The organism is Lentzea guizhouensis (genome assembly GCF_001701025.1).
Lineage (GTDB): Bacteria > Actinomycetota > Actinomycetes > Mycobacteriales > Pseudonocardiaceae > Lentzea > Lentzea guizhouensis.
Map to the genome: position 1 here is coordinate 4,167,164 of NZ_CP016793.1, position 25,395 is coordinate 4,192,558.

Genomic DNA, 25,395 nt, shown 5'->3' on the forward strand with positions numbered 1-25,395 from the left:
GTCAGTCTTGAAGAGGCCAGGTCTGTGGCGCATCCGAGTTTCGCGCTCACCCGGCTTCAGTGAGCGACCCACCACACATCGTGGTTTTGTGATCAAGCCATCGGGGTAACAAGGCCCGCACCTGGAGTAGCGTTGCCTCCTGGTCGTTCATGTTCGACTTTGTCCGATTTTGGGAGGTGGACGGTGTCGGTGATGGCCGAGGCGGACCTGCGGCTCGATGCGGGACCGATCGACTACGCGTTGCTCGTCATCTACTTCATCGTGGTGCTCGGCATCGGCCTGATGGCACGGCGATCCGTCTCCTCCAGCCTCGACTTCCTGCTGTCCGGGCGGTCGTTGCCGGCGTGGGTCACGGGGCTCGCGTTCATCAGCGCGAACCTCGGTGCGCTCGAGCTGATGGGCATGACCGCGAACGGCGCGCAGTACGGCATGGCGACCGTGCACTACTACTGGATCGGTGCCATCCCGGCGATGGTGTTCCTCGGTCTGGTGATGATGCCGTTCTACTACGGCTCGAAGGTGCGCAGCGTTCCGGAGTTCATGCGCCGGCGGTTCGGCAAGCCGGCGCACCTCGTCAACGCGATCAGCTTCGCGGTGGCGCAGATCCTGATCGCCGGCATCAACCTGTTCGCGCTCGCGGTGATCATCGACGCGCTGCTCGGGTGGCCGTTGCCGGTGTCGATCGTGGTCGCGGCGATGGTCGTGCTCGCGTACACCACGCTCGGCGGGCTGAGTGCCGCCATCTACAACGAGGTGCTGCAGTTCTTCGTGATCGTGGCCGCGCTCGCGCCGATCACGATCCTCGGCCTGATCAAGGTCGGGGGCTGGCAGGGGCTGGTCGACAAGGTGACCGATCAGGAGCAGCTGTCCGCCTGGCCCGCCACCGAACTCACCGGCATCAACAGTCCTGTGTGGAGTGTCGTCGGCCTGGTGTTCGGTCTCGGGTTCGTGCTGTCGTTCGGGTACTGGACGACGAACTTCGCCGAGGTGCAGCGCGCGATGAGCGCGAAGTCGATGTCGGCGGCCAAGCGCACGCCGATCATCGGCGCGTACCCCAAGGCGCTCATCCCCGCGGTCATCATCATCCCCGGCATCATCGCCGCGGTGGTCGTGCCGGAGATGGCGCAGCTCAAGGCCGGCGACACGAGCAGTGGCGTGGGCTACAACAACGTGCTGCCGCTGCTGATGCGCGACCTGCTGCCCAACGGCATCCTCGGCATCGCGATCACGGGTCTGCTGGCGAGCTTCATGGCCGGTGTCGCGGCGAACGTCAGCTCGTTCAACACGGTCTTCACCTACGACCTGTGGCAGGACTACATCAAGAAGGACCGGCCGGACGAGTACTACCTGCGGATCGGGCGCCTGGCCACCGTCGGCGCGTGCGTGCTCGCGATCGGCACGGCGTTCATCGCGGCCGCGCTCGGCGGGTCCAACATCATGGACTACATCCAGGCGCTGTTCTCGTTCTTCAACGCGCCGCTGTTCGCGACGTTCATCCTCGGCATGTTCTGGAAGCGGATGACGCCCACCGCGGGCTGGGTGGGTCTGCTCGCCGGCACGTTCACGGCGATCTTCATCTACGTGATCTCGGAGCCGTCGTTCGGCATCGAGCTGCTGGAGCTGCCCGGTCAGGGCGCGAGCTTCCTCGGTGCGGGTCTCGCGTTCGTGGTGGACATCGTGGTCTCCGTGGCGGTCAGCCTCGTCACGCGGCCGAAGCCGGACAGCGAGCTGGCGGGGCTGGTCTACAGCCTGACGCCCAAGGAGGACCGGGCGCACTCCACCACCGGCGAGGACGCGGGCTGGTACCGCTCGCCCGCCCTGCTCGGCGGTGGAGTGCTCGCGCTGACGACCGTGCTCTACATCGTCTTCGGCTGAGGGAGGCCGTCATGAGGTTGTTCGACCTGCGACTGATCATCGCTTTCCTCTTCGGCCTGTACGGCGTCGTACTGGTCGTCATGGGTCTCGCGTTCACGTCACCCGCGGACCTCGACAAGGCGGAAGGGGTCAACATCAACCTGTGGGCCGGCATCGCCATGGTGGCCGTCGCGGCGTTGTTCGCCGCGTGGGCGATGCTGCGGCCTCAGTTCGCGGACACGGAGAAGGAGCCGCTCAAGGAGCTATGACCGGGAGCGGCCGGGGTAGACCGGGTTGAAGGCCTCGATCGTCCACGCGTCGAGCCAGTTGACTGCGCGGCGAATTCGGTTTCGCACATCTCTCCTCTTGGTCGGGGTCTTCACCTGGTACAGCGAATTGATCTTCTGAATCGTTCCCGTAGCGCACAGTGACCTCAACCACGGTCTCAATGCCGCGGCAACGCGGGGTACCGGCCACGAACGCCCGCAAAGGTCGCTAACGTGCACGTCGTGCTTCGTTTTCGTGCCACGGCGCTGCTCGCCGCCGCCGCGCTGCTGCTGGCCGGATGCGCCACCGGTCCCGGTCTCGCGAAGACCCACTCCGAGCGCCGCACCGTGCCCGCCGGCGCGGAGGCGACGACCTCGACCGACCCGTCGGTGAAGTCGTCCGCGCCGGTGAACAGGCCGGCCGACCCGGCGTTCGCGGCCGAGCGCCTGCGCCTGGTCGACCCGTGCGCGGTGATCGGCAGGGACGTGCTGGAGACGGTCGGCGCGCCGTCGCGCTACTCGAGCAGCTCGTACACCCGCTGCTCGAACTACATGAAGGACAAGTCGGGCAAGACGCTCAACATCACGCTGGACCTCGGCTACACGCTGCTGTCGAGTGAGGTGCAGAAGGCGACCAAGCAGCTCGCCGGGCTGAAGAGCGCCGAGCAGAAGCTCAACAGCTCGGCGTGCTTCATCTCGGTCATCACGCAGGAGAACCCGCCGCAGGCCGTGCGCGTGCAGATCGGCACGGGCAGCGACGGCGCGGAGCCGTGCGAGCCGGGCCGCAAGGTGGCCGAGGGCGCGATCCGCAAGCTCAAGGGCAACCCGCAGCGCTACAGCCCGCCGAAGGGCTCGCCGGTCGAGGTCGACCCGTGCACGGTCGTCGAGAAGGCCGACCTGGCGAACCCGCTCGGCGCCTCGCCGCGCTCGCAGGCGTTCGGCCTGCACACGTGCACGTGGAGCGGCCAGAGGGCGCAGGCGCAGCTCGAGTTCAAGACGCTGCGCATCCCGGCGGACAACAAGTTCAACGACAAGCAGACCGAGGTCGACCTCGGTGGCGGCGTGAAGGGCTACGCGGTTCTCAAGGAGGGCCCGTTCCCCACCTGCGACGTGACCGTCGTGCGCACGAAGGACTCGAACAACAACGGCGAGGTGGCGCAGTTCTCCGCGGCGGGCGTCAAGGACAAGGAGTTCGACCGCTGCCAGGTCGCGGCGGCCATCGCGAAGGCCACACTGCCCAAGTTGCCGAAGGCGTGACACGCACCACTACGGTTGTGACCTGACATGGGCCCCACGGCTCCGCGCGGGGGCTGAAACTTCCTCCAGATCGCGTTAGGGTCAGGTTACTGGCGAGTATCAGGAGGGCCCCATGACGCAGACCGCTCCGGACAGCGCGCTGTCGGCCGATGGCGAGCAGCGGCGGTTCGCCTCGCTGGACCCGCGCACCGGCGAGGTCGTGGCCCACCACCCGGTCCACACCGCGGCCGAGGTCGAGGACGCCGTGTCCTCCGCCCGCGAGGCCGCCGCGTGGTGGGCGGGCCTCGGTTTCGAGGGGCGCAAGACCAAGCTGGACGCCTGGCGCAAGATCCTCTCGCAGCGCGCGGACGAGTTCGTCGCGCTGATCAGCTCGGAGACCGGCAAGCCCGCCGACGACTCGCGGGTCGAGATCGCGCTGGTCATGGACCACCTGCACTGGGCGTCGCGGCAGGCCGGCCGGGTGCTCGGCAAGCGCAGGGTCTCGTCGGGCATGTTGATGTTCAACCACACCGCGTCGGTGGAGTACCGGCCGCTGGGCGTGATCGGCGTGATCGGGCCGTGGAACTACCCGGCGCACACGCCGATGGGCTCGATCTCCTACGCGCTGGCCGCCGGCAACGCCGTGGTGTTCAAGCCGTCGGAGTTCACGCCGGGTGTGGGCACGTTCCTCGCCTCGACCTTCACCGAGGCCGTGCCGGAGTACCCGGTGTTCCAGGTGGTCACCGGCTTCGGTGAGACCGGTGCGGCGCTGTGCGCGGCCGGTGTCGACAAGGTCGCGTTCACCGGCTCGACGCGCACGGGCAAGAAGGTCATGGCCGCGTGCGCCACGACGCTGACGCCGGTGCTGGTCGAGTGCGGCGGCAAGGACGCGCTGATCGTCGACTCCGACGCCGACCTGCACGCGGCCGCCGAGGCGGCGATCTGGGGCGCGGTGTCGAACGCCGGCCAGACGTGCGCGGGCGTCGAGCGCGTGTACGTCGCTGAGGAGGTAGCCGACCAGTTCATCGAGATCGCGGTGAAGAGGGCGCGCAAGCTCAAGCCGGGCGGCGAGCCGAACGCGAACCTCGGCCCGATCACCATGCCGTCGCAGGTGGAGATCATCCGCGAGCACGTGCGGGACGCGCTGGACCGCGGTGGCAAGGCGCTCGTCGGTGGTCCTGAGTCGATCCGGCCGCCGTACGTGGAGCCGGTGGTGCTGACCGAGGTGCCGGAGGACTCGCTGGCGGTCACCGAGGAGACGTTCGGGCCGACCCTGGTGATCAACCGGGTGCCGAACGCGCTGGAGGGCGTGCGGCTCGCGAACCAGTCGAAGTACGGGCTGGGCGCCGCGGTGTTCTCGAAGTCGCGCGGCGAGGAGCTGGCGCGGGAGCTGCGGGTCGGCATGGTGTCGGTCAACTCGGTGCTGACCTACGCGGCGGTGCCGGGACTGCCGTTCGGCGGGGTGGGCGACTCCGGGTTCGGGCGCATCCACGGCGAGGACGGGCTGCGCGAGTTCGCCTACGCCAAGGCCGTGACCAGGCAGCGCTTCAAGGCCGTGCTCGACATGACGACGTTCGACCGCTCGTCGCTCGCGGGCAAGCAGATGCTGCGCCTCGCGCGGATGCTCTTCGGCCGCTGAGGACCGGAGGAGCACCCGCGCGCCGGGCGTCCGTCAGGCGCCTGCCTGCTTCTTGAGGTCGTCGAGGACCACGTTCGCGGCCAGCACGCCGAGGCCGAGGAAGTAGGTCTCGTCGGCGACCGGCTTGGCCTTGCCGCCCTTCACCGCGTTGAGGCCGCTCCACAGCGGACCGCCGAGCACGGCGCCCTGCGCGGTCTTGGCCGGGTCGCCGTAGGTCGAGTAGATGAGCAGGTCGGCGTCGGCCTGGCTGACCTGCTCGGCGCTCACCTCCGCGGCCAGGTCGTCCACCTGGGACGGGCTCGGCTGCGGGATCTTGGCGTCGATCAGGATCGTGCCGATGAACGACTTCTTGGCGTACAGGCGGATCCGGCCCGGCATGAACCGCAGCGCGGTCACCGTCGGGCGCACGCCGAGCTTCTTCTCGATCGCGTTGCCGGTCTCGGTCGCCTTGGTCGTGTAGTCCTCGAGCATCTTCGCGGCGTCGGCCTGGCGGTCGAGCGCGACGGCGTTGAGGAGGAAGTTCTCCTTCCACACGTAGCCGGGGCGCACCGAGAACACGGTGGGCGCGATGGCGGCGAGCTTCGGGTAGAGGGCCTCCGCGCGCAGCTTCGAGCCGAGGATCAGGTCCGGGTCCAGCTTGGTGATCGCCTCGAGGTTGAGGTTGTTGATCGTGCCGACGTTCTCCGGCGTGCCGCCCTTCTCGCCGATGTAGGACGGCATGGTCGGCGAGCCGTCGGTGTAGGCGATGCCGACCGGCTTGATGCCCAGCGCGGCCACGTTGTCGAGCTCGCCGGTGTCGAGCACGACGACCCGCTCCGGCTTCTTCTCGATCGTGGTCTCGCCCATCGCGTGCTTGACCGTGCGGGGGAACTCGCCGGGCTTCGCGGTGGTGCCGAAGCCGTCGCTCAGCTGGGTCGCCTTGCCGAAGTCCGCGCCTCCCTGCGCCACGGACGGCTGGTCGGGCGTGCTGGAGCTGCAACCGGTGACCGCGAGGGCCACTGCGACGAGCAGCGCTGCTCTCTTCGACACGACGTTGTTCCTCCACTACGAGCAGTGACTCTGACCTGCGGGAATTAGGGCGACCTAACGTACACCGGGTCGTCGGGTCGTTCCGAGTGTCAGACCCGCGGAGTAAGAAGGAACACGGTCGCCGCCGATCGGGAGGGTGTTGGGATGAAGAAGATCATCAATGATCCGGAGACCGTGGTGCAGGACGCGCTGCGGGGGATGCAGGCCGCCCATCCCGATCTGCTGTCGGTCCGGTACGACCCGGCCGTCATCACCCGTGCGGACGCACCGGTGCGGGGCAAGGTCGCGATCATCTCCGGAGGTGGGTCCGGGCACGAGCCGTTGCACGGCGGGTTCGTCGGGCGCGGCATGCTCGACGCCGCCTGTCCCGGCGCGGTCTTCACCTCGCCCACGCCCGACCAGGTCGCCGCGGCGGTGGAGGCGACCGACGGCGGCGCCGGGGCGTTGCTGCTGGTGAAGAACTACACCGGCGACGTCATGAACTTCGAGATGGCCGGGGAGCTCGCCGAGTCCGAGGTGCGGTCGGTGGTGATCGACGACGACGTGGCGGTGCAGGACTCGCTGTACACGGCCGGGCGGCGCGGGGTCGGCGGCACCGTGCTGGTCGAGAAGATCGTCGGCGCGGCGGCCGAGCGGGGCGCGGACCTGGCGGCGTGCGAGGCGCTGGCGAACCGGGTGAACGCCTCGGTGCGGTCGATGGGCCTCGCGCTCACCTCGTGCACCGTGCCGCACGTCGGCACGCCGAGCTTCGAGCTGGCCGAGGACGAGATGGAGATCGGCATCGGCATCCACGGCGAGCCCGGCCGCCAGCGGGTGCCGGTCGGCTCGGCAGCTGAGATGGTGGCCGCGTTGCTCGACCCGGTCGTGGCCGACCTGCCGTTCGCGGAGGGCGACCGCGTGCTGCTGTTCACCAACGGCATGGGCGGCACGCCGTTGATCGAGCTGTACCTGGCGCACGGCATCGCGGAGGCCTACTTGGCGGAGCGGGGGATCACGGTGGAACGCAGGCTCGTCGGCCCGTACATCACCAGTCTGGAGATGCAGGGCATGAGTCTCACGCTGCTCAAGCTCGACGACGAGCTGGCCGGGCTGTGGGACGCGCCCGTGCACACCCCGGCGCTGCGGTGGGGGGTCTGACGTGGGGTGCACGGCCGCGGACGTGGTGGCGGCGCTGCGCCTGGCCGCCGGCGTCGTGCGGGAGCACCGCGACGAGCTGGTGCGGCTCGACCAGGCGATCGGCGACGCCGACCACGGCGAGAACATGCGCAGGGGCTTCACCGCGCTGGTGGCGCGGCTGGACGCCGACCAGCCGGCGACGCCGGGCAAGGTGCTGAAGCTGGCCGCCACCACGCTGATCTCGACGGTGGGCGGCGCGGCGGGACCGCTCTACGGCACGGCGTTCCTGCGGGCGTCCGCGGCGGTCGGTGACGCCGGGAGCTGGACGGCGAGCTGGTGGCCAAGGCGTTGCGGGCGCGCTGGAGGGCGTGGTGGCGCGGCAAGGCGTGGTGGGCGACAAGACGATGGTCGACGCGTTGACGCCCGCGGTGGCCGCCGCGGCCGGTGCGGTGGACCGTCGCGGCGGTGCTGAGCGCGGCGGCCGACGCCGCCGCGGAGGGTGCCGAGTCGACGGTGGCGATGGTGGCGCGCAAGGGCCGTGCGTCCTACCTGGGTGACCGCAGCGCCGGGCACCTGGATCCCGGTGCCCGTTCGACGGCGTTGCTGTTGCGCGCCTTCGCCGATGCGGCGGTCAAGGCATGACGGCGGCCGTGCCGGCGCGGGTCGGGCTCGTGGTCGTCTCGCACAGCGACATGCTGGCGAACGGCGTGGCGGAGCTCGCCGCGCAGATGGCGCCGGACGTGACCGTGGTGCCGGTCGGCGGCACGGAGGAGGGCGGCCTCGGCACCGACTACGGCTCGGTGGTCGAGGCGCTGGCCGACGCGGACTCCGGTTCCGGCGTCGTGCTGCTCTACGACCTGGGCAGCGCCAAGATGACCGCCGAGATGGCCGTGGAGTCGGCCGACGACCCCTCCCGGTACGCCGTGGTGGACGCGCCGCTGGTGGAGGGCGCGGTGGCCGCCGCCGTCACGGCCCAGGGCGGTGCGTCGCTCGCCGACGTGGCCGTCTCGGCCGAGGGCGCCTCCGGTGAGGCACCGGTCGCGCCCGTCCCGCCCGCGCTGCACCTGGTGTCCGACGCGGTGTCGGCCGAGGTGGCGCTGACCAACGAGGCGGGCCTGCACGCGCGCCCGGCGGCGTTGCTGGCGCGCACGGTCGCCGAGCTCGACGCGGACGTCGTGGTCCGCTACGGCGCCGAGGAGGCGAACGCGGCGAGCGTGCTGGGCCTGATGGGCCTGAGCGCGCCGGGCGGGAAGTCGATCACGGTGGTGGCCACGGGCAAGGACGCGCGCGAGGCCGTGCGGCGGATCGAGGAGCTGGCGGAAAGGGGCTTCGACGACTGATCGCCGACGGGCGGAGGGGTGCACGTCCACCCTCCGCCCGTGGCACTGGACTCGACGGGTGACCTGGTGCGGTGACCACGATCTTCACCGCGTTTCCCGACGCTCAGCAGGGCACCTCGCGGGACAGGTTCGTGGTCACCGCACTAGGCGTTCTTCCAGCCCGAGCAGCCCTTCGTCTCCTCGCAGACCTGGAACTGGGTCACGTACGAGCCGTCGAAGACGACCTCGCTGTTGCACCCGTTGCCGCTGCCGTTCCAGTCACCGACGTAGTCGGTGTTGCCGTCGGCGGTCCGGTACTCGGTGCGCACGCCGTTGCCGTCGGCCTCGTTGTCGCAGACGCCGATCGTCCAGTGGTTGGCGTCCACCCAGCCGAGGTCGTCGCCGTGCTTCGCCTCCTGGTAGTGCGCGTGCGCGGAGGTCGCGGTGAGCACCAACGCGAGCGGAACCGCCAGCACCGCGGCAATCCGGCTCGCCCGCCGGGTCCGCGACAGTCGCTGTGTCATTCTTCTCCCCCTCTACGTGAAACCTGCTCTTTCATTCTTCGCCCGGCGGCGGGGAGAACTCTTGCGTTTGCGCGCCAACCCGTTGACCGTCCGCGCCAGCCGCCGGACGGCATTGCAGTGGTGTCATCCCGTAGGCCGTGCGGAAGGCGCGGGTGAAATGGGCCTGGTCGGAAAAACCCCAGTGGTGGGCGATGGCGCGCACGGAGGTGGCGGCCGTGTGCGGGTCCAGCAGGTCGTGCCGGCACCGTTCCAGCCGCTGGGCGCGGATCCAGCCCGCGACCGTCGTGTTGTGGTGGGAGAACAGCCGTTGCAGGGTCCGCACCGACATGTGGTGGGCCGCGGCCACGCACTCCGGTGACAGCCCGGGGTCGCCCAGTCGTTCCGCCACGAAGGCCCGCACCCGCAGCCACGTCGTCCGCTCGCCCGACTCGCGGACGGCGGGGCTGGTGGTGCCGGAGCACTCGGCCAGGTGCACGACCAGCACGTCCAGCAACGCCGCCGAGAGCCGGTGAGCTGCGGCGATCTCGCCCGCGCCGGCCCGGACGTCGATCTCCTGGAGCAACCCGCGCACGAGCCCACCCGTGCCGGACCGGGACGGCAGGACGGCGCCGAGTGCCGTGCGCACGGTCCGCGGCGGCAACGGCAGCGCGGTGTGCGGCAGGGTGAGCATGATCGACCGCCCGGTGCGGTCCGCGCCCGGTGCGCGCCGGCCGAAGAACGGGGCGGAGGTGTCGAAGAGCGCCATCTCGCCGGCGCCGAGGGTCGCGTGGCGGCCCTGGTGCAGGAACTCGCTGGTCCCGCTGAGGTTGAGCAGCACCCGGTACACGCCGGGGTCGGACCTGCTGATCAGCGCCGACGTCCGCGCGACCTCGTAGCGGCCCGGCCGCCACAGCACCGACGCCGTGCTCACGCCGCCGAGGTCGACCGAGCGGTGCCGGGCGTGGAACTCGCCGGGCGTCGCACACCGGATGTCCATCGGCACCTGAGCGCGCGACAAACCGTCGCGGAAGTGGTCGAACGCCGAACCCGCGTCGACGTCGTCCGTGTCGATCACAATTGCCATGAGAAGCCCCCGTGGGCAGGAATTTGTGCAACCGTCCGTTTCTTGGCAAGCTTTCAACCAGGTGCCGGTGCCGGTGTTCCCCGCGGCCCAGGATAGGAGTGGAGAACACACCCGGTCAGCTCAACCCGGGAATCGGTCCTGAATGCGCCGGGAATTCCGGTGAATCGGCGGGGCGGGTGGAATTCCGCGACGCCCGTGCCGAGCTGGGTCCCGGAGCGGGCGCCGGGGTAGCGTTCGCCTGGGCCGATCTTGACGCTGTGGGGGCGATGGATGTTCAGCACACCGCTGGGTGACGACGGCGCCGAGCTGCGGCCGTTGGAGCCGTGGCACGCGCCGGAGTTCTTCGCGAACATCGAGCGCGGGCGCGAGTTCATCGGGCAGTACATCGCGCTGCCCGACGCGGTGCCCGACGTCGAGGCCGCGCGGGCGTACCTCACGAACTACGCGGAGAAGGCGAAGACCGACACCGGGCGCATCTGCGGCATCTGGCTGGACGGGCAGCTGGTCGGCGGGGTGCTCTTCCGGGTCATGGACCTGCGCCAGGGCACGGCGGAGGCCGGGTGCTGGCTGGAGCCGGCGGCGGCGGGCAGGGGCCTGGTCACCAGGGCCGCGCGGGTGATCATCGACTGGGCGGTTCGCGAGCGCGGCGTGCATCGGGTTGAGTGGGTGGTGTCGTCGGCCAACGCACCGAGCATCGCGGTGGCACGACGGCTGGGCATGACGAAGGACGGCGTGCTGCGGCAGCACTACCTCTACCGCGGTGTGCGTCACGACATGGAGGTGTGGTCGGTGCTGGCTCCGGAGTGGACCGATGGATGACCTCGTGCTGCTGCACGCCTTTCCGCTCGACGCCCGCATGTGGGACGTGCCGGGCGCGCGGACGCCGTCGTTGCGCGGCAGCGGTGAGCCGGACCTGACGACGGTGGCGCGCGGCGTCCTCGCCGGGCTCGACGACCTCGACCAGTTCGTGCTCGGCGGGTGCTCGATGGGCGGGTACGTGGCGATGGCGTTGCTGCGGATCGCGCCGGAACGGGTCAAGGGCCTGGTCTTCGTCGACACCAAGCACACCGCGGACACCGAGGAGGCGGCCGCGAACCGGCACGCCATGGCGGACCGGGTGGAACGCGAGGGCGTCGGCGACTGGCTGGCCGACTCGATGGTCCCGAACCTGCTCGGCCCGGACGCCTCCGCCGACGCGGAGGCGCTGACCAGGGCCATGATCCTCGACCAGCGCGCCGAGGACGTCGCCTGGTGGCAGCGGGCGATGGCGCGGCGGCCGGACTCGACCGGCGTGCTGGAGTCGCTGGACGTGCCGTCGCTCGTGCTGGTGGGGGAGCACGACCAGCTCACGCCGCCGGCCGTGGCCGCGAAGCTCGCGGTGACGCTCAAGCACAGCACCAGCGAGCGGATCGAGGACGCCGGGCACCTGCCGCCGGTCGAGCAGCCGGCCGAGTTCCGCGCCAGGCTCGAACGCTGGCGCACCCAGGTGGGGATCTAGAAGCGCTTCGAGGTCGGCCCGCGGCGGCCGCGCGAGTCCCAGCAGCCCTGGTGCCAGTGGCGGCGCTCCTCCGCGGAGCCCGCCTCGTGCGCGGGCCACGCGACCACGTGCGGGACGCCGGGGCGGATCTCGTGGTCGCAGCCGGGGCAGCGGTAGGTCTTCTGGGCCTGCGCGCCGGAAATGGCCCGCACCAGGTACTCCTCGCCGCCAGGACCGACCTCGGTGCGCGCCCAGCCGACGCCGCCGCCCAGCGGTCGGTGTTCTTCTGGCTTGGGGCTGTTACGACGTGGCACGGCGACACGGTAACCGCTCGTAGAATCGGGTCGTGCCGACCTACGAGTTCCGCTGCCGAACGTGCGACGACACCTTTGAGCTGAAGCGCCCGATGAGCGAGTCGTCCGCGCCCGCGAGCTGTCCCGACGGCCACGCGGACACGGTGAAGCTGCTGTCCATGGCCGGGATCGGCGGCACCGCCGCGCAACCGAGCGGTGGCGGCGGCGGGTGTTGTGGCGGCGGCTGCTGCGGCTAGTTCGGAGTCCGGGACAGCATGGTCTCGGCGATCTTGCGGCCCTGCTCGCAGACCGGGCCGAACTTGCCGGTCGAGTCGATCACGATGATGCCGAGCCCGCCGCCGTCGTAGGGCGCGACCAGCACGCACGTCGGCTGCACCTCGGGGTCGTCCGAGCGGTCGAGGTAGGTGACCTTCTGGCCGTTCACGTCGTACTCGCCGGTGGTGCGCTCGATGGTGATCTGCCTGCCCTCGCGGAACCGCAGCGAGACGCCTACCTCGACGTTGTCGACCTTCGTCGTCCACCGGCACGACTGGTCGAACGTCGAGTCGTAGTTGATCTGCGTGGGCGGTGTCTCCGGCTTCGCGCCGGGGTAGGGCAGGTCCGTCCACTTCAGCACGGCGCACACGCCCTGCACCTCACCGTCGATCGGCGCGGTGTCCGGGTCCTCGGGGTCTTCTGCGGAGGGATCCTCGGACGTGGGGTCTTCCGGCGAGGGGTCCTCCGACGACGGCGCCTCCTGGTCGAACGGTGACGCCGCGTCGATGGCGTCCTGCGCCTTCGGACTGCCCTCGATCGTCTTCCCGGCACAGCCGGACGCGAGCAAGAGGACAGCCAACAGGAGCACCAGTCGACGCATGGCTCCACCATGCCACGTCCGGCATGGTGCCCCTGTTAGCGGCACAGCCCTCACGAGTAGTCGCGGAAGCCCTTGCCCGTCTTGCGGCCGAGCCGGCCTGCCGTGACCAGGTGTTCCAGCAGCGGCGCCGGTGCGAAACCGGGCTCGCGGAACTCCAGGTACAGCGTCCGCTCGATCGCCAGCGACACGTCCAGGCCCACGACGTCCAGCAGTGCGAACGGACCCATCGGCAGGCCGCAGCCGACCTTCATGGCGTTGTCGATGTCGTCGGCCTCCGCGTAGTGGGCCTCCAGCATCTTCACCGCGTCGTTGAGGTACGGGAAGAGCAGCGCGTTCACGATGAAGCCGGCGACGTCACCGCAGTGCACGGGGTGCTTGCCGAGGTCGAGGCAGATCTTGCGGGCCGTGGCCACCACGTCGGCGCCCGTGGAGATCGTCTCGACGACCTCCACCAGCTTCATGACCTGCGCCGGGTTGAAGAAGTGCAGGCCGACGACGTCCTGCGGGCGCGAGGTGGCCGCGGCGATCTCGACGACCGGCAGCGAGGACGTGGTCGTCGCGAGCACGGCGCCGGGCTTGCACGCCTCGTCGAGCGCCGCGAAGACCTCCTTCTTGATGCCGATCTCCTCGGCGACCGCCTCGACCACCAGGTCGCAGTCGGCGAGCTCGACGAACTCCACGGCGGGCGTGATGCGCGCCAGGGCGGCGTCCCGGTCGGCCTCGCTGAGCTTGCCCTTCGACACGGCGCGCTCCAGCGACCTGCGGACCGCGGCGATCGCCTTCTCGGCCTTGTCCAGACCGCGGGCCCGCAGCACCACGTCGTAGCCGCGCTTGGCGAACACCTCGGCGATGCCGGTGGCCATCGTGCCGGTGCCGATCACGCCGACCCGCCGCACCTCGCGCGAGGGCACCGAGCTGTCCACAGTGGACGGCGTGTGCGCGTCGGCCACCACGGTCGGCGAGTCGGGGCCGTCGTAGGTGTAGAAGCCGCGCCCGGTCTTGCGGCCCAGCAGCCCGGCCGTGATCATCTGCTTCAGCAGCGGCGCCGGCGCGTGCAGGCGGTTGCGCGACTGGTGGTACATCGTGTCGAGGATCTCGTAGGCGGTGTCCAGGCCGATGAGGTCCAGCAACGCCAGCGGGCCCATCGGGTAGCCGCAGCCGTAGCGCATCGCGGCGTCGAGGTCCTCGCGCGTGGCGTACTTCGACTCCAGCATCTTCACCGCGTGGTTGAGGTACGGGAAGAGCAGGGCGTTCGCGATGAACCCGGCCCGGTCGCCGATCACGACCGGCGACTTGCCCAGCCGTTCTGCGAACGCGACCACGTCGGCGATCACGTCCGGCTCGGTGACGACCGTGCGCACGACCTCGACCAGCTTCAGCACCTGCGTGGGGTTGAAGAAGTGCAGGCCGACGACCTTGCCCGGCCGCCCGGTGTGCACGCCGATCTCGGTGATCGACAGCGAGGAGGTGTTGGAGGCGATGACCGCCTCCGGCTTCAGGATCTGGTCGAGCTCGCGGAAGATGCCCGCCTTGAGCTCGATGCTCTCCGGCACCGCCTCGACCACCAGGTCGCAGTCGGCGAGGTCCGCGAGCGCCAGCGAGGTCGTGACCCGGCCGAGCAGCGCGGTCTTCTCGTCCTCGGTCAGCTTCTCCCGGCGCACGGCCCTGGTGGTCGAGTGCTCGAGGTGTCCGAGGCCGCGTTCGAGGCCGGCCGCGTCGACGTCCACCACCCTCACCGCCAGCCCGGTGCGGGCGAGCACCTCCACGATGCCCGCGCCCATGGTTCCGAAGCCGACGACTCCGACGGTGCTGATCTCGCGCGCCACTGCAGACCTCCCTGCGGGGTAAAGCGTGGGCTACCAAGGAGTAACTTGCGGGCGACTATGCCACTCCCGGCGTGAACGGGCGCCGTGAGCTTCGCCATCAGGATCGAAACAGTTATCGATCTGGCAATCGACTAGAACAGACCCCTAAGTCTCAGAACCCCTATCGGCGCAACGGTTTTGTGCTCCGAACGAGGAACGGCCGCGACTCCGTGGGAGCCGCGGCCGCTGTCAGCGACGGTGCGCTGTCAGGACTTCTTCGCCGGTTGCGGACGCGTGATCTTCTTCGTCGGCCCGTCCACCTGGGCCGGCTGCGGTGCCTGCTTCGCCTGCGCGGGCTTGGCCGGTGCCTGCTGTGCGGCCGGTGCGGGCGTGGCAGGGGGCTGCGGAACGGCCTGCGGCTGCGCGGCCTGCGTCGGCGCGGGAGCCTGGGCCTGCTGAGGAGCCTGGGGTGCGACGGCCGCGGGTGCCGGAGCAGGCGCGGCGGGAGCGTGCGTGGTCTGCACCGCGGCCGGCTCGGCCTCGGCCTCGAGCGGGTCGAGCAGCGGCACGACGTCCTGCAACGCCGCCCGCACGCCGTGCAGCTGGTGCGACAGGCGGTTGCGCAGGTTGCGGAGCTGGTCCACGCGCTGGCTCGCGGCCGTGGTGCGGCGGTTCGCCTCCTCGGTGGCCTCGCGCACGCGGCGGTTCGCCTCGTCCGTGGCCTCCTGGATGCGGGCGGTCGCCTCGGTGACCGCGTCGTGGCGGCGGCGGTTGGCCTCCTCGGTGGCCTCGCGCACGCGGCGTTCGGCTTCGGCCTTGGAGTTCGCCTGCTCCTGTGCCACGGCGGCCCGGATCCTCGTGGCCTCCTCGGTGACCTCGCGCATCCTGCGGTCGATCTCCGCCTTGGAGTTCGCCTCCTGGGTGGCCAGCGTGGCCATGGCCTCCGTGCGGCGGGCGGCCATCGCGATCTCGAAGTCCTCCTCGACGGTCACGCGGCGCTGCTCGGACTCGTCGGCGATCTTGCGGGCGGAGGCCTCCGCCTCGGAGACGATCTTCTCGGCCTCGGCGCGCGCCGTCTCGAGAACGCCCTTGTGCTCGGCCTCCATGGCCGCGCGGCGCTCGTCGAGCTCCTGGATCAGCTTCTCGTAGCGCTGGCGGAGCACACCCGCGTCGGCTTCCGCCTTGGCGCGGATGTGCCCGCCTTCCGCTTCGGCACGGGCCTTGATCTCGTTCGCCTCGTCCTGCGCCAGCCGCAACATGCGCTGGAGGCGCTCGGAAAGCCCCTCCAGCGTCGTCGGCGGCAGCGACAACCGCTCCACCTGGTTGCGCAGCTCGGTCATCTCCGAGCGGGCGGCCTCCAGCTGGCGCGCGAGGTCGGACGTCTGGGAGACGGCGGCATCGCGGTCGGCGGCCAGCAGCCGCAGGTCCGAGTCGAGGCGTTCGAGGTGGTCCTCGACCTGGGCGCGGTCGTAACCGCGCTTGACGATGTCGAATCCGGATCCCAGTGGGACGAGGTCACGGTCGTCGGCGAGGGGGCCCATGCCCCTCACGCTACCCGTTCGAGTGTCCCCGGAAGGTCACACACCCCGGAATCGATTGATAGCCGTGAGGTGCTTCGCGCGCATCTCGTGATCGAGAACACCCAGACCCTCTTCCGGGGCAAGGCACAGCACGCCGACCTTGCCCTGGTGCGCGTTGCGGTGCACGTCGTGCGCTGCCTGGCCCGTCTCGTCCATTGAGTACACCTTGGACACCGTCGGGTGGATCTTTCCCTTGGCGATCAACCGGTTCGCCTCCCACGCCTCGCGGTAGTTCGCGAAGTGGGACGACAGGATGTGCTTGAGGTTCATCCAGAGGTAGCGGTTGTCGTACTGGTGCATGTACCCGGAGGTCGACGCGCACGTGACGATCTTGCCGCCCTTGCGCGCGACGAACACGGACGCGCCGAACGTCTCCCGGCCGGGGTGCTCGAACACGATGTCCGGGTCCTCACCGCCGGTGAGCTCGCGGATCTTCGCGCCGAAGCGCTTCCACTCCTTGGGGTCCTGCTCGTGCTCGTTCTTCCAGAACCTGTAGCCCTCCGCGGACCGGTCGATGATCAGCTCCGCGCCCATGGACCGGACGATCTCCGCCTTCTCCGGCGAGGACACGACGCAGACCGGCGTCGCACCGCCGTTGAGGGCGAACTGCGTGGCGTAGGAACCCAGACCGCCGGACGCGCCCCAGATCAGGACCGTGTCGCCCTGCTTCATGTTCGCGCCGTTGGTCGACACCAGCTGCCGGTAGGCGGTGGAGTTCACCAGGCCGGGCGAGGCCGCCTCCTCCCAGGTGAGGTGCCTGGGCATCGGCATGAGCTGGTTCGACTTCACCAGCGCGAGGTCGGCGAGGCCGCCGAAGTTCGTCTCGAAGCCCCAGATCCGCTGCTGCGGGTCGAGCATCGTGTCGTTGTGCCCGTCCGGCGCCTCCAGCGGCACGTCCAGGCAGTGCGCGACGACCCGGTCGCCCGGCTTCCACGCGGTGACGCCGGGACCGGTGCGCACGACGACGCCGGCCAGGTCGGAGCCGACGACGTGGTAGGGCAGGTCGTGGCGGCCGCCCAGCTTCCGCAGGAAGCCGAACGTGGACACCGGCTCGAAGATCGAGGTCCACACGGTGTTGTAGTTGATCGCGGACGCCATCACGGCGACCAGCGCCTCACCGGGGCCGAGCTCCGGCGTGGCGACCTCGTCGATGTGCAGCGACTTGCGAGGGTCCTTGTCCCTCGTCTCGAGGCCCGAGAACATGTCGGCCTCGTCCGCGTGCACGGTCACGCCCCGGTAGCTCTCGGGCACGTCCAACGAGCCGATCGCGTCCAGCTCGTCGGCCAGGATCGCATCAAGGATCTTCTGCACGGCGGCATTCCTTCCCGGTGAGGGATCGTCGCAGGTTGCCGGAGGTTACCGACCAGTAAACGATCCAGAATCATGCCTGTGAGGGATTCCACTCAGATTTCTTGACCGGGCGGCCAACCAAGAGGAGCGTGGAAGTCGCGAGGCACTGATCAAGCCAGAGACCGGCGGACCCGGGAAATGTCCCGGGCCCACACACCCGCGGAGGAACGTGTGGCGGATTCGGCCAAGGAGCGCATCCTGGCCGCGGCCGAGGAGCTGTTCGCGGAGTCGGGTTTCGACGCCACGCCGACCTCGCGCGTCGCCGACCGCGCCGGCGTGCCCAAGGGTCTGGTGCACTACTACTTCAACCGCAAGAAGGACCTGCTCGTCGCACTCGTCGCGCGGCTGCCGGACAGCACGGTCGACCACCGCGGCGTCGTCGTCGCGGGGGACGTGGCGGAGTCGTTGCGCAGGCTCGTCGCGGCACTCGACGCGCAGCTGACCGCGTCGCCGCTGTTGTCGCATCTGTTGTGGCGTGAGGCGGATGCGCATCCCGCGGTGCGCGATGCCATGCGGGCGCGGTACGACGACGTGGCGGCGCAGATCGAGCAGGTCATCCTCGCCGCGGGCGGTCCGGCGGTGGCGGCCGACGACGTCGCAGCGGCCGCGGCACTCCTCGCGCTGGCCGTGAGCTACCGGCACTCGGTGGCGCGGCACAGCGACGAGGACGACCCGATCGACCGGGAGCTGACGTTCGTGGCTAGTGCGCTGACCCGGCAGCCGCCGGCTCGACCAGCTCGATGAGCACGCCGCCCGCGTCCTTGGGGTGCACGAAGTTGACCCGGCTGTTCGACGTGCCGCGCTTGGCGTTGTCGTAGAGCAACCGCAGACCCTTCCGGCGCAGGGCGTCCGCCGCGACGTCCACATCGGACACCCGGTAGGCGAGCTGCTGCAGGCCGGGGCCGCTGCGCCCAATGAACTTGGCGATCGTGGAGGACTCGGTGAGCGGCGCGAGCAGCTGGATCGCGGTGCCGCCGTGGTCGCCGGGCGCGTGCAGCATCGCCTCGCGCACGCCCTGCTCCTCGTTCACCTCTTCGTGGGCCACCTCGAGGCCGAAGTTGTCGCGGTAGAACGCGATCGCGACGTCGAGATCGGGCACCGCGATGCCCACGTGGTCGATCGCGGTCACGAATCGAGCGATGTCTGCGTTCATAGCGGGGAAGGGTAACTACTCGATCGGTGCAGGTGTCGCTGTGCGAGGTCTCACAGAATTACCGCCCAGTAGCCGCGGGTATGGTGCTGAAGTTAACGACCGTTCGCTCTTCCATGGAGGCAGCTGTGTCCGGTTCCGTCATCGTCGCCGGGGCGCGCACCCCGATGGGTCGACTGCTCGGATCGCTCAAGGACTTCTCCGGCGCTCAGCTCGGTGGTGTCGCGATCAAGGCGGCGCTGGAACGCGCGGGCGTGGCTCCGGAGCAGGTGGAGTACGTGATCATGGGCCAGGTGCTCACCGCGGGCGCCGGCCAGATCCCGGCGCGCCAGGCCGCGGCCGCCGCCGGCATCCCGATGACCGTGCCCGCCCTGTCGATCAACAAGGTGTGCCTGTCCGGCATCGACGCGATCGCGCTGGCCGACCAGCTGATCCGCGCCGGTGAGTTCGACGTCGTGGTCGCCGGTGGCCAGGAGTCGATGACCCAGGCGCCGCACCTGCTGCCGAAGTCGCGCGGCGGGTTCAAGTACGGCGACGTGTCGATGGTCGACCACATGGCGCACGACGGCCTGTTCTGCGCGTTCGACCAGGTCGCGATGGGGTCGTCGACCGAGAAGTACAACGGCCGCCACGGCGTGACCCGCGAGGAGCAGGACGCCTTCTCCGCGCGGTCGCACCAGCTCGCCGCGAAGGCCGCTGAGAACGGCGTGTTCGCGCAGGAGATCGCGCCGGTCGAGATCCCGCAGCGCAAGGGCGACCCCGTGGTGTTCAGCACCGACGAGGGCGTCCGCGCGGACACGACCGCCGAGTCGCTGGGCAAGCTGCGTCCCGCGTTCGCCGCGGACGGCACGATCACCGCGGGCTCGGCGTCGCAGATCTCCGACGGCGCGGCCGCCGTCGTGGTGATGAGCAAGGCCAAGGCCGAGGAGCTGGGCCTCGAGTGGATCGCGGAGATCGGCGCGCACGGCGTGGTCGCCGGCCCCGACGCCTCGCTGCACGAGCAGCCGTCCAACGCGATCAAGGCCGCGTGCGCCAAGGAGGGCATCTCGCCCGCCGACCTCGACCTGGTCGAGATCAACGAGGCGTTCGCGGCGGTCGGCATCGTGTCCACCCGTCAGCTCGGGATCTCCGAGGACAAGGTCAACGTCAACGGCGGCGCCATCGCGCTCGGCCACCCGATCGGCATGTCCGGCGCCCGCATCGCCCTGCACCTCGCCCTGGAGCTGCAGCGGCGTGGCGGCGGCGTGGGTGCCGCGGCGCTGTGCGGTGGCGGTGGTCAGGGCGACGCTCTGATCATCCGCGTGCCTTCCAAGGCTTAATGTCCTCCAGGTGGGAGCTGTTGACGTAGCAGGACTGGTCGGCCGCGCGCGTGACGCCGAGCCGCGCGCGGTCGCCAGGCTGATCTCGTTGGTGGAGCAGGGGAGCTCGGCGCTGCCCGAGGTGGCGGCGGCTCTGGCCCCGTTCACCGGCAACGCCCAGGTGGTCGGCATCACGGGTGCTCCCGGTGTCGGCAAGTCGACGTCGACCAACGCGTTGGTGCGCGCTTTCCGGACCGCGGGCAAGCGGGTCGCGGTGATCGCGGTCGACCCGTCGAGCCCGTTCTCCGGCGGCGCCCTGCTGGGTGACCGCGTCCGGATGGGCGATCACGCGACCGATGAGGGCGTGTTCATCCGTTCGATGGCCACGCGCGGTCATCTCGGTGGTCTTTCCTGGGCCACCCCGCAGGCGTTGCGGGTGCTCGACGCGGCCGGCTTCGACGTGGTCCTGGTGGAGACCGTCGGCGTCGGCCAGTCCGAGATCGAGGTCGTGGCGCTGGCCGACACCACCCTCGTGCTGCTCGCACCGGGCATGGGCGACGGCATCCAGGCCGCGAAGGCGGGCATCCTGGAGATCGCCGACGTGTTCGTGGTCAACAAGGCCGACCGCGACGGCGCCGACCAGACCGCCCGCGACCTGAAGTACATGATCTCCCTGGGCCGCCGCGACCGTTCGGGCCCGCTGTGGCGCCCACCCGTCGTGAAGACCGTCGCCGCCAGCGCGGAGGGTGTGGACGCGGTCGTCGAGGCGATCGCCGCCCACCAGGCGTGGATGGCCGAGCACGGCGAACTGGCCGCTCGTCGCCTGCGCCGCGCCGGAGCCGAGATCGAGGCGATCGCGGTCGACCGCGTGCGGACGAGGTTCGGCCCGGTCGACGCGCTGGCCGGGCGCGTGGTGGCGGGCGAGCTCGACCCGTTCGCCGCGGCGGAGCAGTTGATCAGCGGTAACCTGCGGGCATGACCGCTTGGGGAGAGCCCGTCGTCGTCGACCTCGGTGCGAGCGACACCCGCAAAGTCCTGCTCGGCGGCTCCCTGGCCGGTGGCCTGGGCGTCCTGGCCCTCTTCGGCGCCGTGTCCGCCTTCGTGTCGGGCGAACCGGTGGGCGGCTCGATCGCCGCGGTCATCGGCCTCGCCTTCACCTTCATCGGCGTCATGGCCCTGGTGAAGTTCAAGACCATCTCCCGCCCCCGCAAGCTCGTCATCGAACCGCAGGGCATCCGCCTCGACGACCCCCGGGGCACCCCGTGGGCGGTGGCCTGGCAGGACCTGGGCGCCATCTCGATCTCCCGCACCCGCGAACGCGCCGTGGAGCTCGCCGACGCCCTGGTCCGCCGCACCCTGGTCCGCGTGGACCTGCACCCGCTCGACCCGGCCCGCTTCCGCCCGGCGCACCCGGCGATGGAACCGCTGTGGGAGTTCCACCGGGTGCAGAACGGCTACCGGCTGCCGCTGGGGGACTCGGCGCCGATGATCGCGCCGATCGACGCGGGGCTGCGGATGTACGCGCCGCAGATCTACCGCGGGGTGATCGACGAGGGGTTCACGGTCGGCCTGCACTGACGCTGCCGCGCTCGGTGCCGCTCGGCCCGCGCAAGCCACCCGAACGCCGTGGCCGGCAACTCGACCGGCCCTCACTGAACATCTACCCTGAGTAACCCCCGGTTTCACCATTTCCGGTGATGGTCTCCCCCTTGACTACTGAGGGGAGTTACCCTCAGTCGTTCGTGCGGTGTCACGTCTCTCCCTCCCGAAGGGGCGAAGCCCGTGGGCGGCAACCTCAGCACCGACCAGCGCCTCCTCGACGTCGTGCTGTCGTTCGCCGGCACCGACTCCCTCCCCGAGCTCCTCCACCTGGTCGTCGAGTCCGCCTGCGAGCTCACCGGCGCCTCCTACGGCGCGCTCGCCGTCGTGAACGGGCACCGGGAGCTCCTCGAGTGGTCGGGGCAGGACCCCGACCACATCACCACCGGCGATCCGCGGTCGATCAACGCCACCGAGTTCGTCGGGGTGCCGGTGCAGGTCGACGGGCAGGAGTTCGGCAACCTCTACCTGGCCGGCAAGGCCGTCTTCGACGAGCACGACCGGGAGACCGCCGCCACGGTCGCCACCGCGGCCGGCATCGCGATCAGGAGACAACGCGCGCACGACCAGGTCCGCCGGCGGGAGGGATGGCTGAGTGCCGCCGCCGAGGTCACCACGGCGTTGCTGACGGGCACCGGCGGCCGGGACGCGCTGTACCTGGTGGCCAAGCGGGCGCGGAGAGCGGCGAACGCGAACTTCAGCGCGCTGGTGCTGCCGGACCACGCGGGTGAGCTGGTCATCGAGGTCACCGACGGCGGCACCTACGACGCCGAGGGCATGCGGTTGCCGAAGGAGAACACGGTCAGCTACCGGGTCTACGAGAGCGGCAGGGCCGAGGCGCACGAGGCCGGGCAGGTGCCGACGGTGCCGGGACCGGTGGTGGTCGTGCCGTTGTCGGCGGGGGAGCGCAGGCTCGGGGTGCTGATCGTGGCGCGGACGCGGAGCCAGCCGCCGTTCGAGGACCTGGAGCTGGTGGAGGCGTTCGCGGTGCAGGCGGCGCTGGTGCTGGAGTTCACGCAGGCGCAGGGGGACACCGAGCGGCTCGCGGTGCTGGAGGAGCGGGACCGGATCGCGCGGGACCTGCACGACCTGGTGATCCAGCGGTTGTTCGGGCTGGGGCTGGGACTGCAGGGGTTGACGGGGGCGATCACGACGCCGGAGATCACCAAGCGGATCAGCGGGTTCGTGGAGGAGGTCGACCACACGATCAGGGAGATCCGCCGGACCATCTTCTCGTTGCAGGAGCCGCTGACGAACACCACGAGCCTGCGCGGGCAGCTGCTCAGAGCGGTGCACGACTCGGCGCAGCTGCTGGGGTTCGAGCCGGACGTGTCGCTGGAGGGCCCGTTGGACACGGTGGTGCCGGACCAGCTCAGGCCGGATCTGGTGGCCACGCTGAGAGAAGCGCTCACCAACGTCGCACGCCATGCGCGCGCGAAGCACGTGAAGGTCGCTATCGGTGTCAACCGGGAGATGACCGCGCTGGAGCTCACGGTCAAGGACGACGGGCGTGGCTTGCCGTTGTCTGACGATTCGCACGCGCAGGCCCACCACGCCGGTGGACTGGCGAACATGGCGGCTCGAGCGCGGCGTCACCACGGGAACTGTTCCGTGGACTCGGTTCCCGGTGCGGGCGTGCGCATCACCTGGTTCGTCCCGTTGGCGCTGCAGGAGGCGACATGGCGATAGCGGTGCTGCTCGTGGACGACCACGAGATCGTGCGGCGCGGGCTCGTGCAGCTCCTCGCGCAGGCGGACGACATAGCCGTGGTCGGGCAGGCCGACAGCGCCACCTCCGCGATCACCCAGGCGCCCCGGCTCAAACCCGATGTCGCGATCATCGACGTGCGGTTGCCCGACGGCGACGGCGTGACGGTGTGCCGGGAGATCAGGAGCCTGGTGCAGCCGCCGCCGGCGTGCCTGATGCTCACGTCCTATTCGGACGACGAGGCGCTGTTCGGCGCGATCATGGCCGGCGCGTCCGGCTACATGCTGAAGGAGGTGTCCGGCAACGACCTCGTGGCCGCCGTGCGCACGCTCGCCTCCGGCGGCAGCCTCCTGCACGCCGGTGTCACCTCGACCGTGCTGCAACGGCTGCGCGGCGGATCGGAGGAAGACCCCCGCTACGCCGCGTTGAGCCCGCAGGAGAAGCGCATCCTCGACCTGATCGCCGAGGGCATGACGAACCGGCAGATCGCGAACCGGCTGTTCCTCGCCGAGAAGACCGTGAAGAACTACGTGTCGAGCCTGCTGCACAAGCTCGGTTTCGACCGCCGCACCGAGGCGGGCGTCTACGCGGCGCGACGCAGACGCACCCACCCCGGCACGTTCTAGGTGATACCCCTGGTGCACGACCTTCGTGCGGGCCGTGCCGGAGGTTCACCAGCCGAGCTGAACCGCCAGCCGCTTCGCCTGGTCCAGCACGCTCGCCTGGCCCGCACCCGGCTCCGGCAGCGGCACACCGGGGCACGACAGGTCGCCGGCCGGCGTGACGCGGTCGACCAGGTACCGCTCGACGACGTCGTTGACGCACGCGTTGTCGAAGCCGTAGATGCCGTGGTCACCCTCGTCCTGGACCGTGAGCATCCGCGAACCCGCGAACCGGGCGTGTGCCTTGCGCGCGCCCTCGATCGGCGTCGGGGCGTCCCGCACGGACTGCACCATCAGCGTCGGCGAGACGCCGATCCCGGTGGGCTGCTTGAGGTTCACCTTCGGCCGGTCCCAGTACGCGCAGGGACCCATGAGCTGGTAGTACCCCAGCAGCGGCCACTTGGCGCCGTCCCGCACGGCGTCGCGCTCCAGGTACCCGCGCCCACCGTGGAACGGCGTGTCGTTGCAGACGATCGCGTACCGGGTGCCGACCACGAAGTCCGGATAGCTGGCCTGCGCCCCGAACTGCACGGGCACCGCACCGGCGATCTCGGCGAACTTCTGGGCGGTCTGCTCGAACGAGTACTTGCTGTACTGGCCGTCGAACAGCAAGAAGTCCAGCGTGACCGGGTAGTAGACCCCGTCGGGCAGCGTGACGGGCTGCTGCGCGAGCTTGGCACGGGTGCGTTCGTAGGTCTGGCGCACCTCCTCGCCGGTCTTGCCGAGGTGGTAGAGGTGGTCGTACTTGGCGACCCACGGCGCGAAGTCGACGCGGAAGCGCCGCTCGAAGCCGAGGCCGAAGTCGCCGAACACCGTCTGCCACGGCGCGGTGAACTCGGTGTTCGAGTCCAGCACGATCTTGTCGAGCGTCTTGGGGAAGTACGTGGCGTAATAGGCGCCCATCCAGCTGCCGCCGGAGTAGCCGAGCCAGTCGACCTTCTTGCGGCCCAGGACCTGCCGCAGCAGGTCGAGGTCGCGGACCGTCTGCTCGGTGGTCACGTGCTTGCCGAGCTCACCGGACTTGGTCTGGCAGAACTTCGCCTGCAGCTCCATGCCGCCGTAGAGCAGGTCCAGGTTCGCCTTGCTGCGGTCACGCGGATCCGTTGACCCGAGCGTGTCGAACATGCCGCACGTGAGGTTGTCGCTGGCCCCTGTGCCGCGCACGTCGATTCCGATGATCTCGGCGTTCTCGCTGAGCTTGGGCCGTTCCAGGAAGATCAACGGCATGATGCGGCCCTCGCCGCCCGGCCCGCCGGGGTTGGTGAAGACCGTGGTCTTCGCCGTGCCGGACTTCGGGCGGGTGCGGCTGACCGCGATCGTGATGGTCTTGCCGTTGTTCGGGTTGTTCCAGTCCATCGGCGCGGTGAACGTGCCGCACTCCAGGCGTTCCGCGCCGGGCGGGAAGCCGGGCGGGACCGGGTCGAAGCAGCGCTGCCACTGGATCTGCTGGTTCGCGAACGGCGTCTTCGCCTGCGCTTGTGGCGCGATCAGCAGCGAGGTCGCCGTGACGGCCACGAGCGCGGCCGCGATCTTCTTGCGGTGCATGTGTCT

25 protein-coding genes and 1 pseudogene are annotated in these 25,395 nt (G+C 70.2%); 16 read left to right on the forward strand and 10 right to left on the reverse strand.

Annotated elements, in window-relative coordinates; translation table 11 throughout:
- Positions 1 to 183: 183 nt before the first annotated feature.
- The 4 genes from BBK82_RS20815 (at position 184) to BBK82_RS20830 (ending at position 4,995) form a co-directional block, all read left to right on the forward strand.
- Entirely contained in the window at positions 184 to 1,875 is a 1,692-nt protein-coding gene (locus tag BBK82_RS20815) for a sodium:solute symporter family protein (RefSeq protein WP_065916494.1), read from the forward strand.
- A gap of 11 nt (positions 1,876 to 1,886) precedes the next feature.
- Entirely contained in the window at positions 1,887 to 2,123 is a 237-nt protein-coding gene (locus BBK82_RS20820) for a hypothetical protein (protein WP_065916495.1), read from the forward strand.
- A gap of 240 nt (positions 2,124 to 2,363) precedes the next feature.
- Entirely contained in the window at positions 2,364 to 3,377 is a 1,014-nt protein-coding gene (locus BBK82_RS20825; RefSeq protein ID WP_170067941.1) for a hypothetical protein, read from the forward strand.
- Positions 3,378 to 3,489: 112 nt separating this feature from the next.
- Positions 3,490 to 4,995, forward strand: coding sequence for an aldehyde dehydrogenase family protein (locus BBK82_RS20830; protein WP_065916497.1), 1,506 nt, complete (start codon positions 3,490 to 3,492; stop codon positions 4,993 to 4,995).
- Positions 4,996 to 5,028: 33 nt separating this feature from the next.
- Here the strand turns inward: BBK82_RS20830 and BBK82_RS20835 are convergent, their stop codons facing one another.
- On the reverse strand, positions 5,029 to 6,024 hold the full coding sequence (locus BBK82_RS20835) for an ABC transporter substrate-binding protein (RefSeq protein WP_065916498.1): 996 nt from the start codon (positions 6,022 to 6,024) through the stop codon (positions 5,029 to 5,031).
- Between the two features lie 144 nt (positions 6,025 to 6,168).
- Here BBK82_RS20835 and dhaK point away from each other — a divergent pair, with 144 nt between their 5' ends.
- From dhaK to dhaM, 3 genes and pseudogenes are all read left to right on the forward strand, one after another.
- Positions 6,169 to 7,161 carry a dihydroxyacetone kinase subunit DhaK gene (gene dhaK, locus BBK82_RS20840; protein WP_065916499.1) on the forward strand — a complete coding sequence of 331 codons (993 nt, stop codon included), beginning with the start codon at positions 6,169 to 6,171 and terminating at the stop codon, positions 7,159 to 7,161.
- A 1-nt stretch (position 7,162) separates the two neighbouring features.
- A pseudogene (gene dhaL / locus BBK82_RS55590) lies at positions 7,163 to 7,782 on the forward strand (dihydroxyacetone kinase subunit DhaL).
- Positions 7,779 to 8,480 carry a dihydroxyacetone kinase phosphoryl donor subunit DhaM gene (dhaM, locus tag BBK82_RS20850; RefSeq protein ID WP_065916500.1) on the forward strand — a complete coding sequence of 234 codons (702 nt, stop codon included), beginning with the start codon at positions 7,779 to 7,781 and terminating at the stop codon, positions 8,478 to 8,480. Before dhaL ends, dhaM begins: the two are co-directional and overlap by 4 nt.
- Before the next feature lie 143 nt (positions 8,481 to 8,623).
- Here dhaM and BBK82_RS20855 read toward each other — a convergent pair whose 3' ends face one another.
- Entirely contained in the window at positions 8,624 to 8,983 is a 360-nt protein-coding gene (locus BBK82_RS20855; protein ID WP_154697408.1) for a hypothetical protein, read from the reverse strand.
- A gap of 31 nt (positions 8,984 to 9,014) precedes the next feature.
- Positions 9,015 to 10,046, reverse strand: a complete 1,032-nt coding sequence (locus BBK82_RS20860) for a helix-turn-helix domain-containing protein (protein ID WP_083268065.1) — start codon at positions 10,044 to 10,046, stop codon at positions 9,015 to 9,017.
- A 270-nt stretch (positions 10,047 to 10,316) separates the two neighbouring features.
- Between BBK82_RS20860 and BBK82_RS20865 the strand changes: the two genes are divergently transcribed.
- Both BBK82_RS20865 and BBK82_RS20870 read left to right on the forward strand, forming a co-directional pair.
- Positions 10,317 to 10,865 carry a GNAT family N-acetyltransferase gene (locus tag BBK82_RS20865; RefSeq protein WP_065916503.1) on the forward strand — a complete coding sequence of 183 codons (549 nt, stop codon included), beginning with the start codon at positions 10,317 to 10,319 and terminating at the stop codon, positions 10,863 to 10,865.
- Positions 10,858 to 11,544, forward strand: a complete 687-nt coding sequence (locus BBK82_RS20870; RefSeq protein ID WP_065916504.1) for an alpha/beta fold hydrolase — start codon at positions 10,858 to 10,860, stop codon at positions 11,542 to 11,544. Before BBK82_RS20865 ends, BBK82_RS20870 begins: the two co-directional genes overlap by 8 nt.
- On the opposite strand, the gene BBK82_RS20875 is transcribed toward BBK82_RS20870, so the two are convergent.
- Entirely contained in the window at positions 11,541 to 11,837 is a 297-nt protein-coding gene (locus BBK82_RS20875; RefSeq protein ID WP_065916505.1) for a hypothetical protein, read from the reverse strand. The two genes, BBK82_RS20870 and BBK82_RS20875, sit on opposite strands and share 4 nt — an antisense overlap.
- A gap of 32 nt (positions 11,838 to 11,869) precedes the next feature.
- Here BBK82_RS20875 and BBK82_RS20880 point away from each other — a divergent pair, with 32 nt between their 5' ends.
- Positions 11,870 to 12,073 (forward strand): FmdB family zinc ribbon protein, encoded by a 204-nt coding sequence (locus BBK82_RS20880; protein WP_065916506.1) that lies wholly within the window; start codon positions 11,870 to 11,872, stop codon positions 12,071 to 12,073.
- Here the strand turns inward: BBK82_RS20880 and BBK82_RS20885 are convergent.
- From BBK82_RS20885 to ccrA, 4 genes are all read right to left on the reverse strand, one after another.
- Positions 12,070 to 12,693 carry a DUF3558 family protein gene (locus BBK82_RS20885; protein WP_065916507.1) on the reverse strand — a complete coding sequence of 208 codons (624 nt, stop codon included), beginning with the start codon at positions 12,691 to 12,693 and terminating at the stop codon, positions 12,070 to 12,072. The two genes, BBK82_RS20880 and BBK82_RS20885, sit on opposite strands and share 4 nt — an antisense overlap.
- 50 nt (positions 12,694 to 12,743) lie before the next feature.
- Positions 12,744 to 14,519 (reverse strand): 3-hydroxyacyl-CoA dehydrogenase family protein, encoded by a 1,776-nt coding sequence (locus tag BBK82_RS20890; RefSeq protein ID WP_065916508.1) that lies wholly within the window; start codon positions 14,517 to 14,519, stop codon positions 12,744 to 12,746.
- Positions 14,520 to 14,764: 245 nt separating this feature from the next.
- Positions 14,765 to 16,039, reverse strand: coding sequence for a coiled-coil domain-containing protein (locus BBK82_RS20895; protein ID WP_065916509.1), 1,275 nt, complete (start codon positions 16,037 to 16,039; stop codon positions 14,765 to 14,767).
- Between the two features lie 36 nt (positions 16,040 to 16,075).
- Positions 16,076 to 17,389 carry a crotonyl-CoA carboxylase/reductase gene (ccrA, locus tag BBK82_RS20900; RefSeq protein WP_065916510.1) on the reverse strand — a complete coding sequence of 438 codons (1,314 nt, stop codon included), beginning with the start codon at positions 17,387 to 17,389 and terminating at the stop codon, positions 16,076 to 16,078.
- A 177-nt stretch (positions 17,390 to 17,566) separates the two neighbouring features.
- On the opposite strand from ccrA, the gene BBK82_RS20905 reads away from it, so the two are divergent.
- Positions 17,567 to 18,172 (forward strand): TetR/AcrR family transcriptional regulator, encoded by a 606-nt coding sequence (locus BBK82_RS20905; protein ID WP_065916511.1) that lies wholly within the window; start codon positions 17,567 to 17,569, stop codon positions 18,170 to 18,172.
- Here the strand turns inward: BBK82_RS20905 and mce are convergent.
- Entirely contained in the window at positions 18,129 to 18,581 is a 453-nt protein-coding gene (gene mce / locus BBK82_RS20910) for a methylmalonyl-CoA epimerase (RefSeq protein WP_065916512.1), read from the reverse strand. The two genes, BBK82_RS20905 and mce, sit on opposite strands and share 44 nt — an antisense overlap.
- A gap of 125 nt (positions 18,582 to 18,706) precedes the next feature.
- Here mce and BBK82_RS20915 point away from each other — a divergent pair, with 125 nt between their 5' ends.
- From BBK82_RS20915 to BBK82_RS20935, 5 genes are all read left to right on the forward strand, one after another.
- The gene (locus BBK82_RS20915) at positions 18,707 to 19,897 is read left to right on the forward strand and encodes an acetyl-CoA C-acetyltransferase (protein WP_065916513.1); all 1,191 of its coding nucleotides are present in this window, start codon (positions 18,707 to 18,709) and stop codon (positions 19,895 to 19,897) included.
- A 10-nt stretch (positions 19,898 to 19,907) separates the two neighbouring features.
- Entirely contained in the window at positions 19,908 to 20,855 is a 948-nt protein-coding gene (meaB, locus tag BBK82_RS20920) for a methylmalonyl Co-A mutase-associated GTPase MeaB (RefSeq protein ID WP_065916514.1), read from the forward strand.
- Positions 20,852 to 21,454, forward strand: a complete 603-nt coding sequence (locus BBK82_RS20925) for a hypothetical protein (RefSeq protein WP_065916515.1) — start codon at positions 20,852 to 20,854, stop codon at positions 21,452 to 21,454. Before meaB ends, BBK82_RS20925 begins: the two co-directional genes overlap by 4 nt.
- Before the next feature lie 204 nt (positions 21,455 to 21,658).
- Positions 21,659 to 23,164: a sensor histidine kinase gene (locus tag BBK82_RS20930; RefSeq protein WP_083268066.1), complete on the forward strand. Its 1,506-nt coding sequence runs from the start codon at positions 21,659 to 21,661 to the stop codon at positions 23,162 to 23,164.
- Entirely contained in the window at positions 23,155 to 23,808 is a 654-nt protein-coding gene (locus tag BBK82_RS20935; protein ID WP_065916516.1) for a response regulator, read from the forward strand. The genes BBK82_RS20930 and BBK82_RS20935 overlap by 10 nt, the downstream gene beginning before the upstream one ends.
- A gap of 45 nt (positions 23,809 to 23,853) precedes the next feature.
- On the opposite strand, the gene BBK82_RS20940 is transcribed toward BBK82_RS20935, so the two are convergent.
- Positions 23,854 to 25,389 (reverse strand): alpha/beta hydrolase, encoded by a 1,536-nt coding sequence (locus BBK82_RS20940; RefSeq protein WP_065916517.1) that lies wholly within the window; start codon positions 25,387 to 25,389, stop codon positions 23,854 to 23,856.
- Between the last annotated feature and the right edge of the window lie 6 nt (positions 25,390 to 25,395).

What these genes read in the sequence shown, in the direction of transcription:
- BBK82_RS20820 (WP_065916495.1), top strand. Translation starts at nt 1,887, where the DNA reads ATGAGGTTGTTCGACCTGCGACTGATCATCGCTTTCCTCTTCGGCCTG.
- BBK82_RS20830 (WP_065916497.1), top strand. Translation starts at nt 3,490, where the DNA reads ATGACGCAGACCGCTCCGGACAGCGCGCTGTCGGCCGATGGCGAGCAG.
- dhaK (WP_065916499.1), top strand. Translation starts at nt 6,169, where the DNA reads ATGAAGAAGATCATCAATGATCCGGAGACCGTGGTGCAGGACGCGCTG.
- dhaM (WP_065916500.1), top strand. Translation starts at nt 7,779, where the DNA reads ATGACGGCGGCCGTGCCGGCGCGGGTCGGGCTCGTGGTCGTCTCGCAC.
- BBK82_RS20855 (WP_154697408.1), bottom strand. Translation starts at nt 8,983, where the DNA reads ATGACACAGCGACTGTCGCGGACCCGGCGGGCGAGCCGGATTGCCGCG.
- BBK82_RS20860 (WP_083268065.1), bottom strand. Translation starts at nt 10,046, where the DNA reads ATGGCAATTGTGATCGACACGGACGACGTCGACGCGGGTTCGGCGTTC.
- BBK82_RS20865 (WP_065916503.1), top strand. Translation starts at nt 10,317, where the DNA reads ATGTTCAGCACACCGCTGGGTGACGACGGCGCCGAGCTGCGGCCGTTG.
- BBK82_RS20870 (WP_065916504.1), top strand. Translation starts at nt 10,858, where the DNA reads ATGGATGACCTCGTGCTGCTGCACGCCTTTCCGCTCGACGCCCGCATG.
- BBK82_RS20885 (WP_065916507.1), bottom strand. Translation starts at nt 12,693, where the DNA reads ATGCGTCGACTGGTGCTCCTGTTGGCTGTCCTCTTGCTCGCGTCCGGC.
- BBK82_RS20895 (WP_065916509.1), bottom strand. Translation starts at nt 16,039, where the DNA reads ATGGGCCCCCTCGCCGACGACCGTGACCTCGTCCCACTGGGATCCGGA.
- BBK82_RS20905 (WP_065916511.1), top strand. Translation starts at nt 17,567, where the DNA reads ATGTCCCGGGCCCACACACCCGCGGAGGAACGTGTGGCGGATTCGGCC.
- mce (WP_065916512.1), bottom strand. Translation starts at nt 18,581, where the DNA reads ATGAACGCAGACATCGCTCGATTCGTGACCGCGATCGACCACGTGGGC.
- BBK82_RS20925 (WP_065916515.1), top strand. Translation starts at nt 20,852, where the DNA reads ATGACCGCTTGGGGAGAGCCCGTCGTCGTCGACCTCGGTGCGAGCGAC.
- BBK82_RS20935 (WP_065916516.1), top strand. Translation starts at nt 23,155, where the DNA reads ATGGCGATAGCGGTGCTGCTCGTGGACGACCACGAGATCGTGCGGCGC.
- BBK82_RS20940 (WP_065916517.1), bottom strand. Translation starts at nt 25,389, where the DNA reads ATGCACCGCAAGAAGATCGCGGCCGCGCTCGTGGCCGTCACGGCGACC.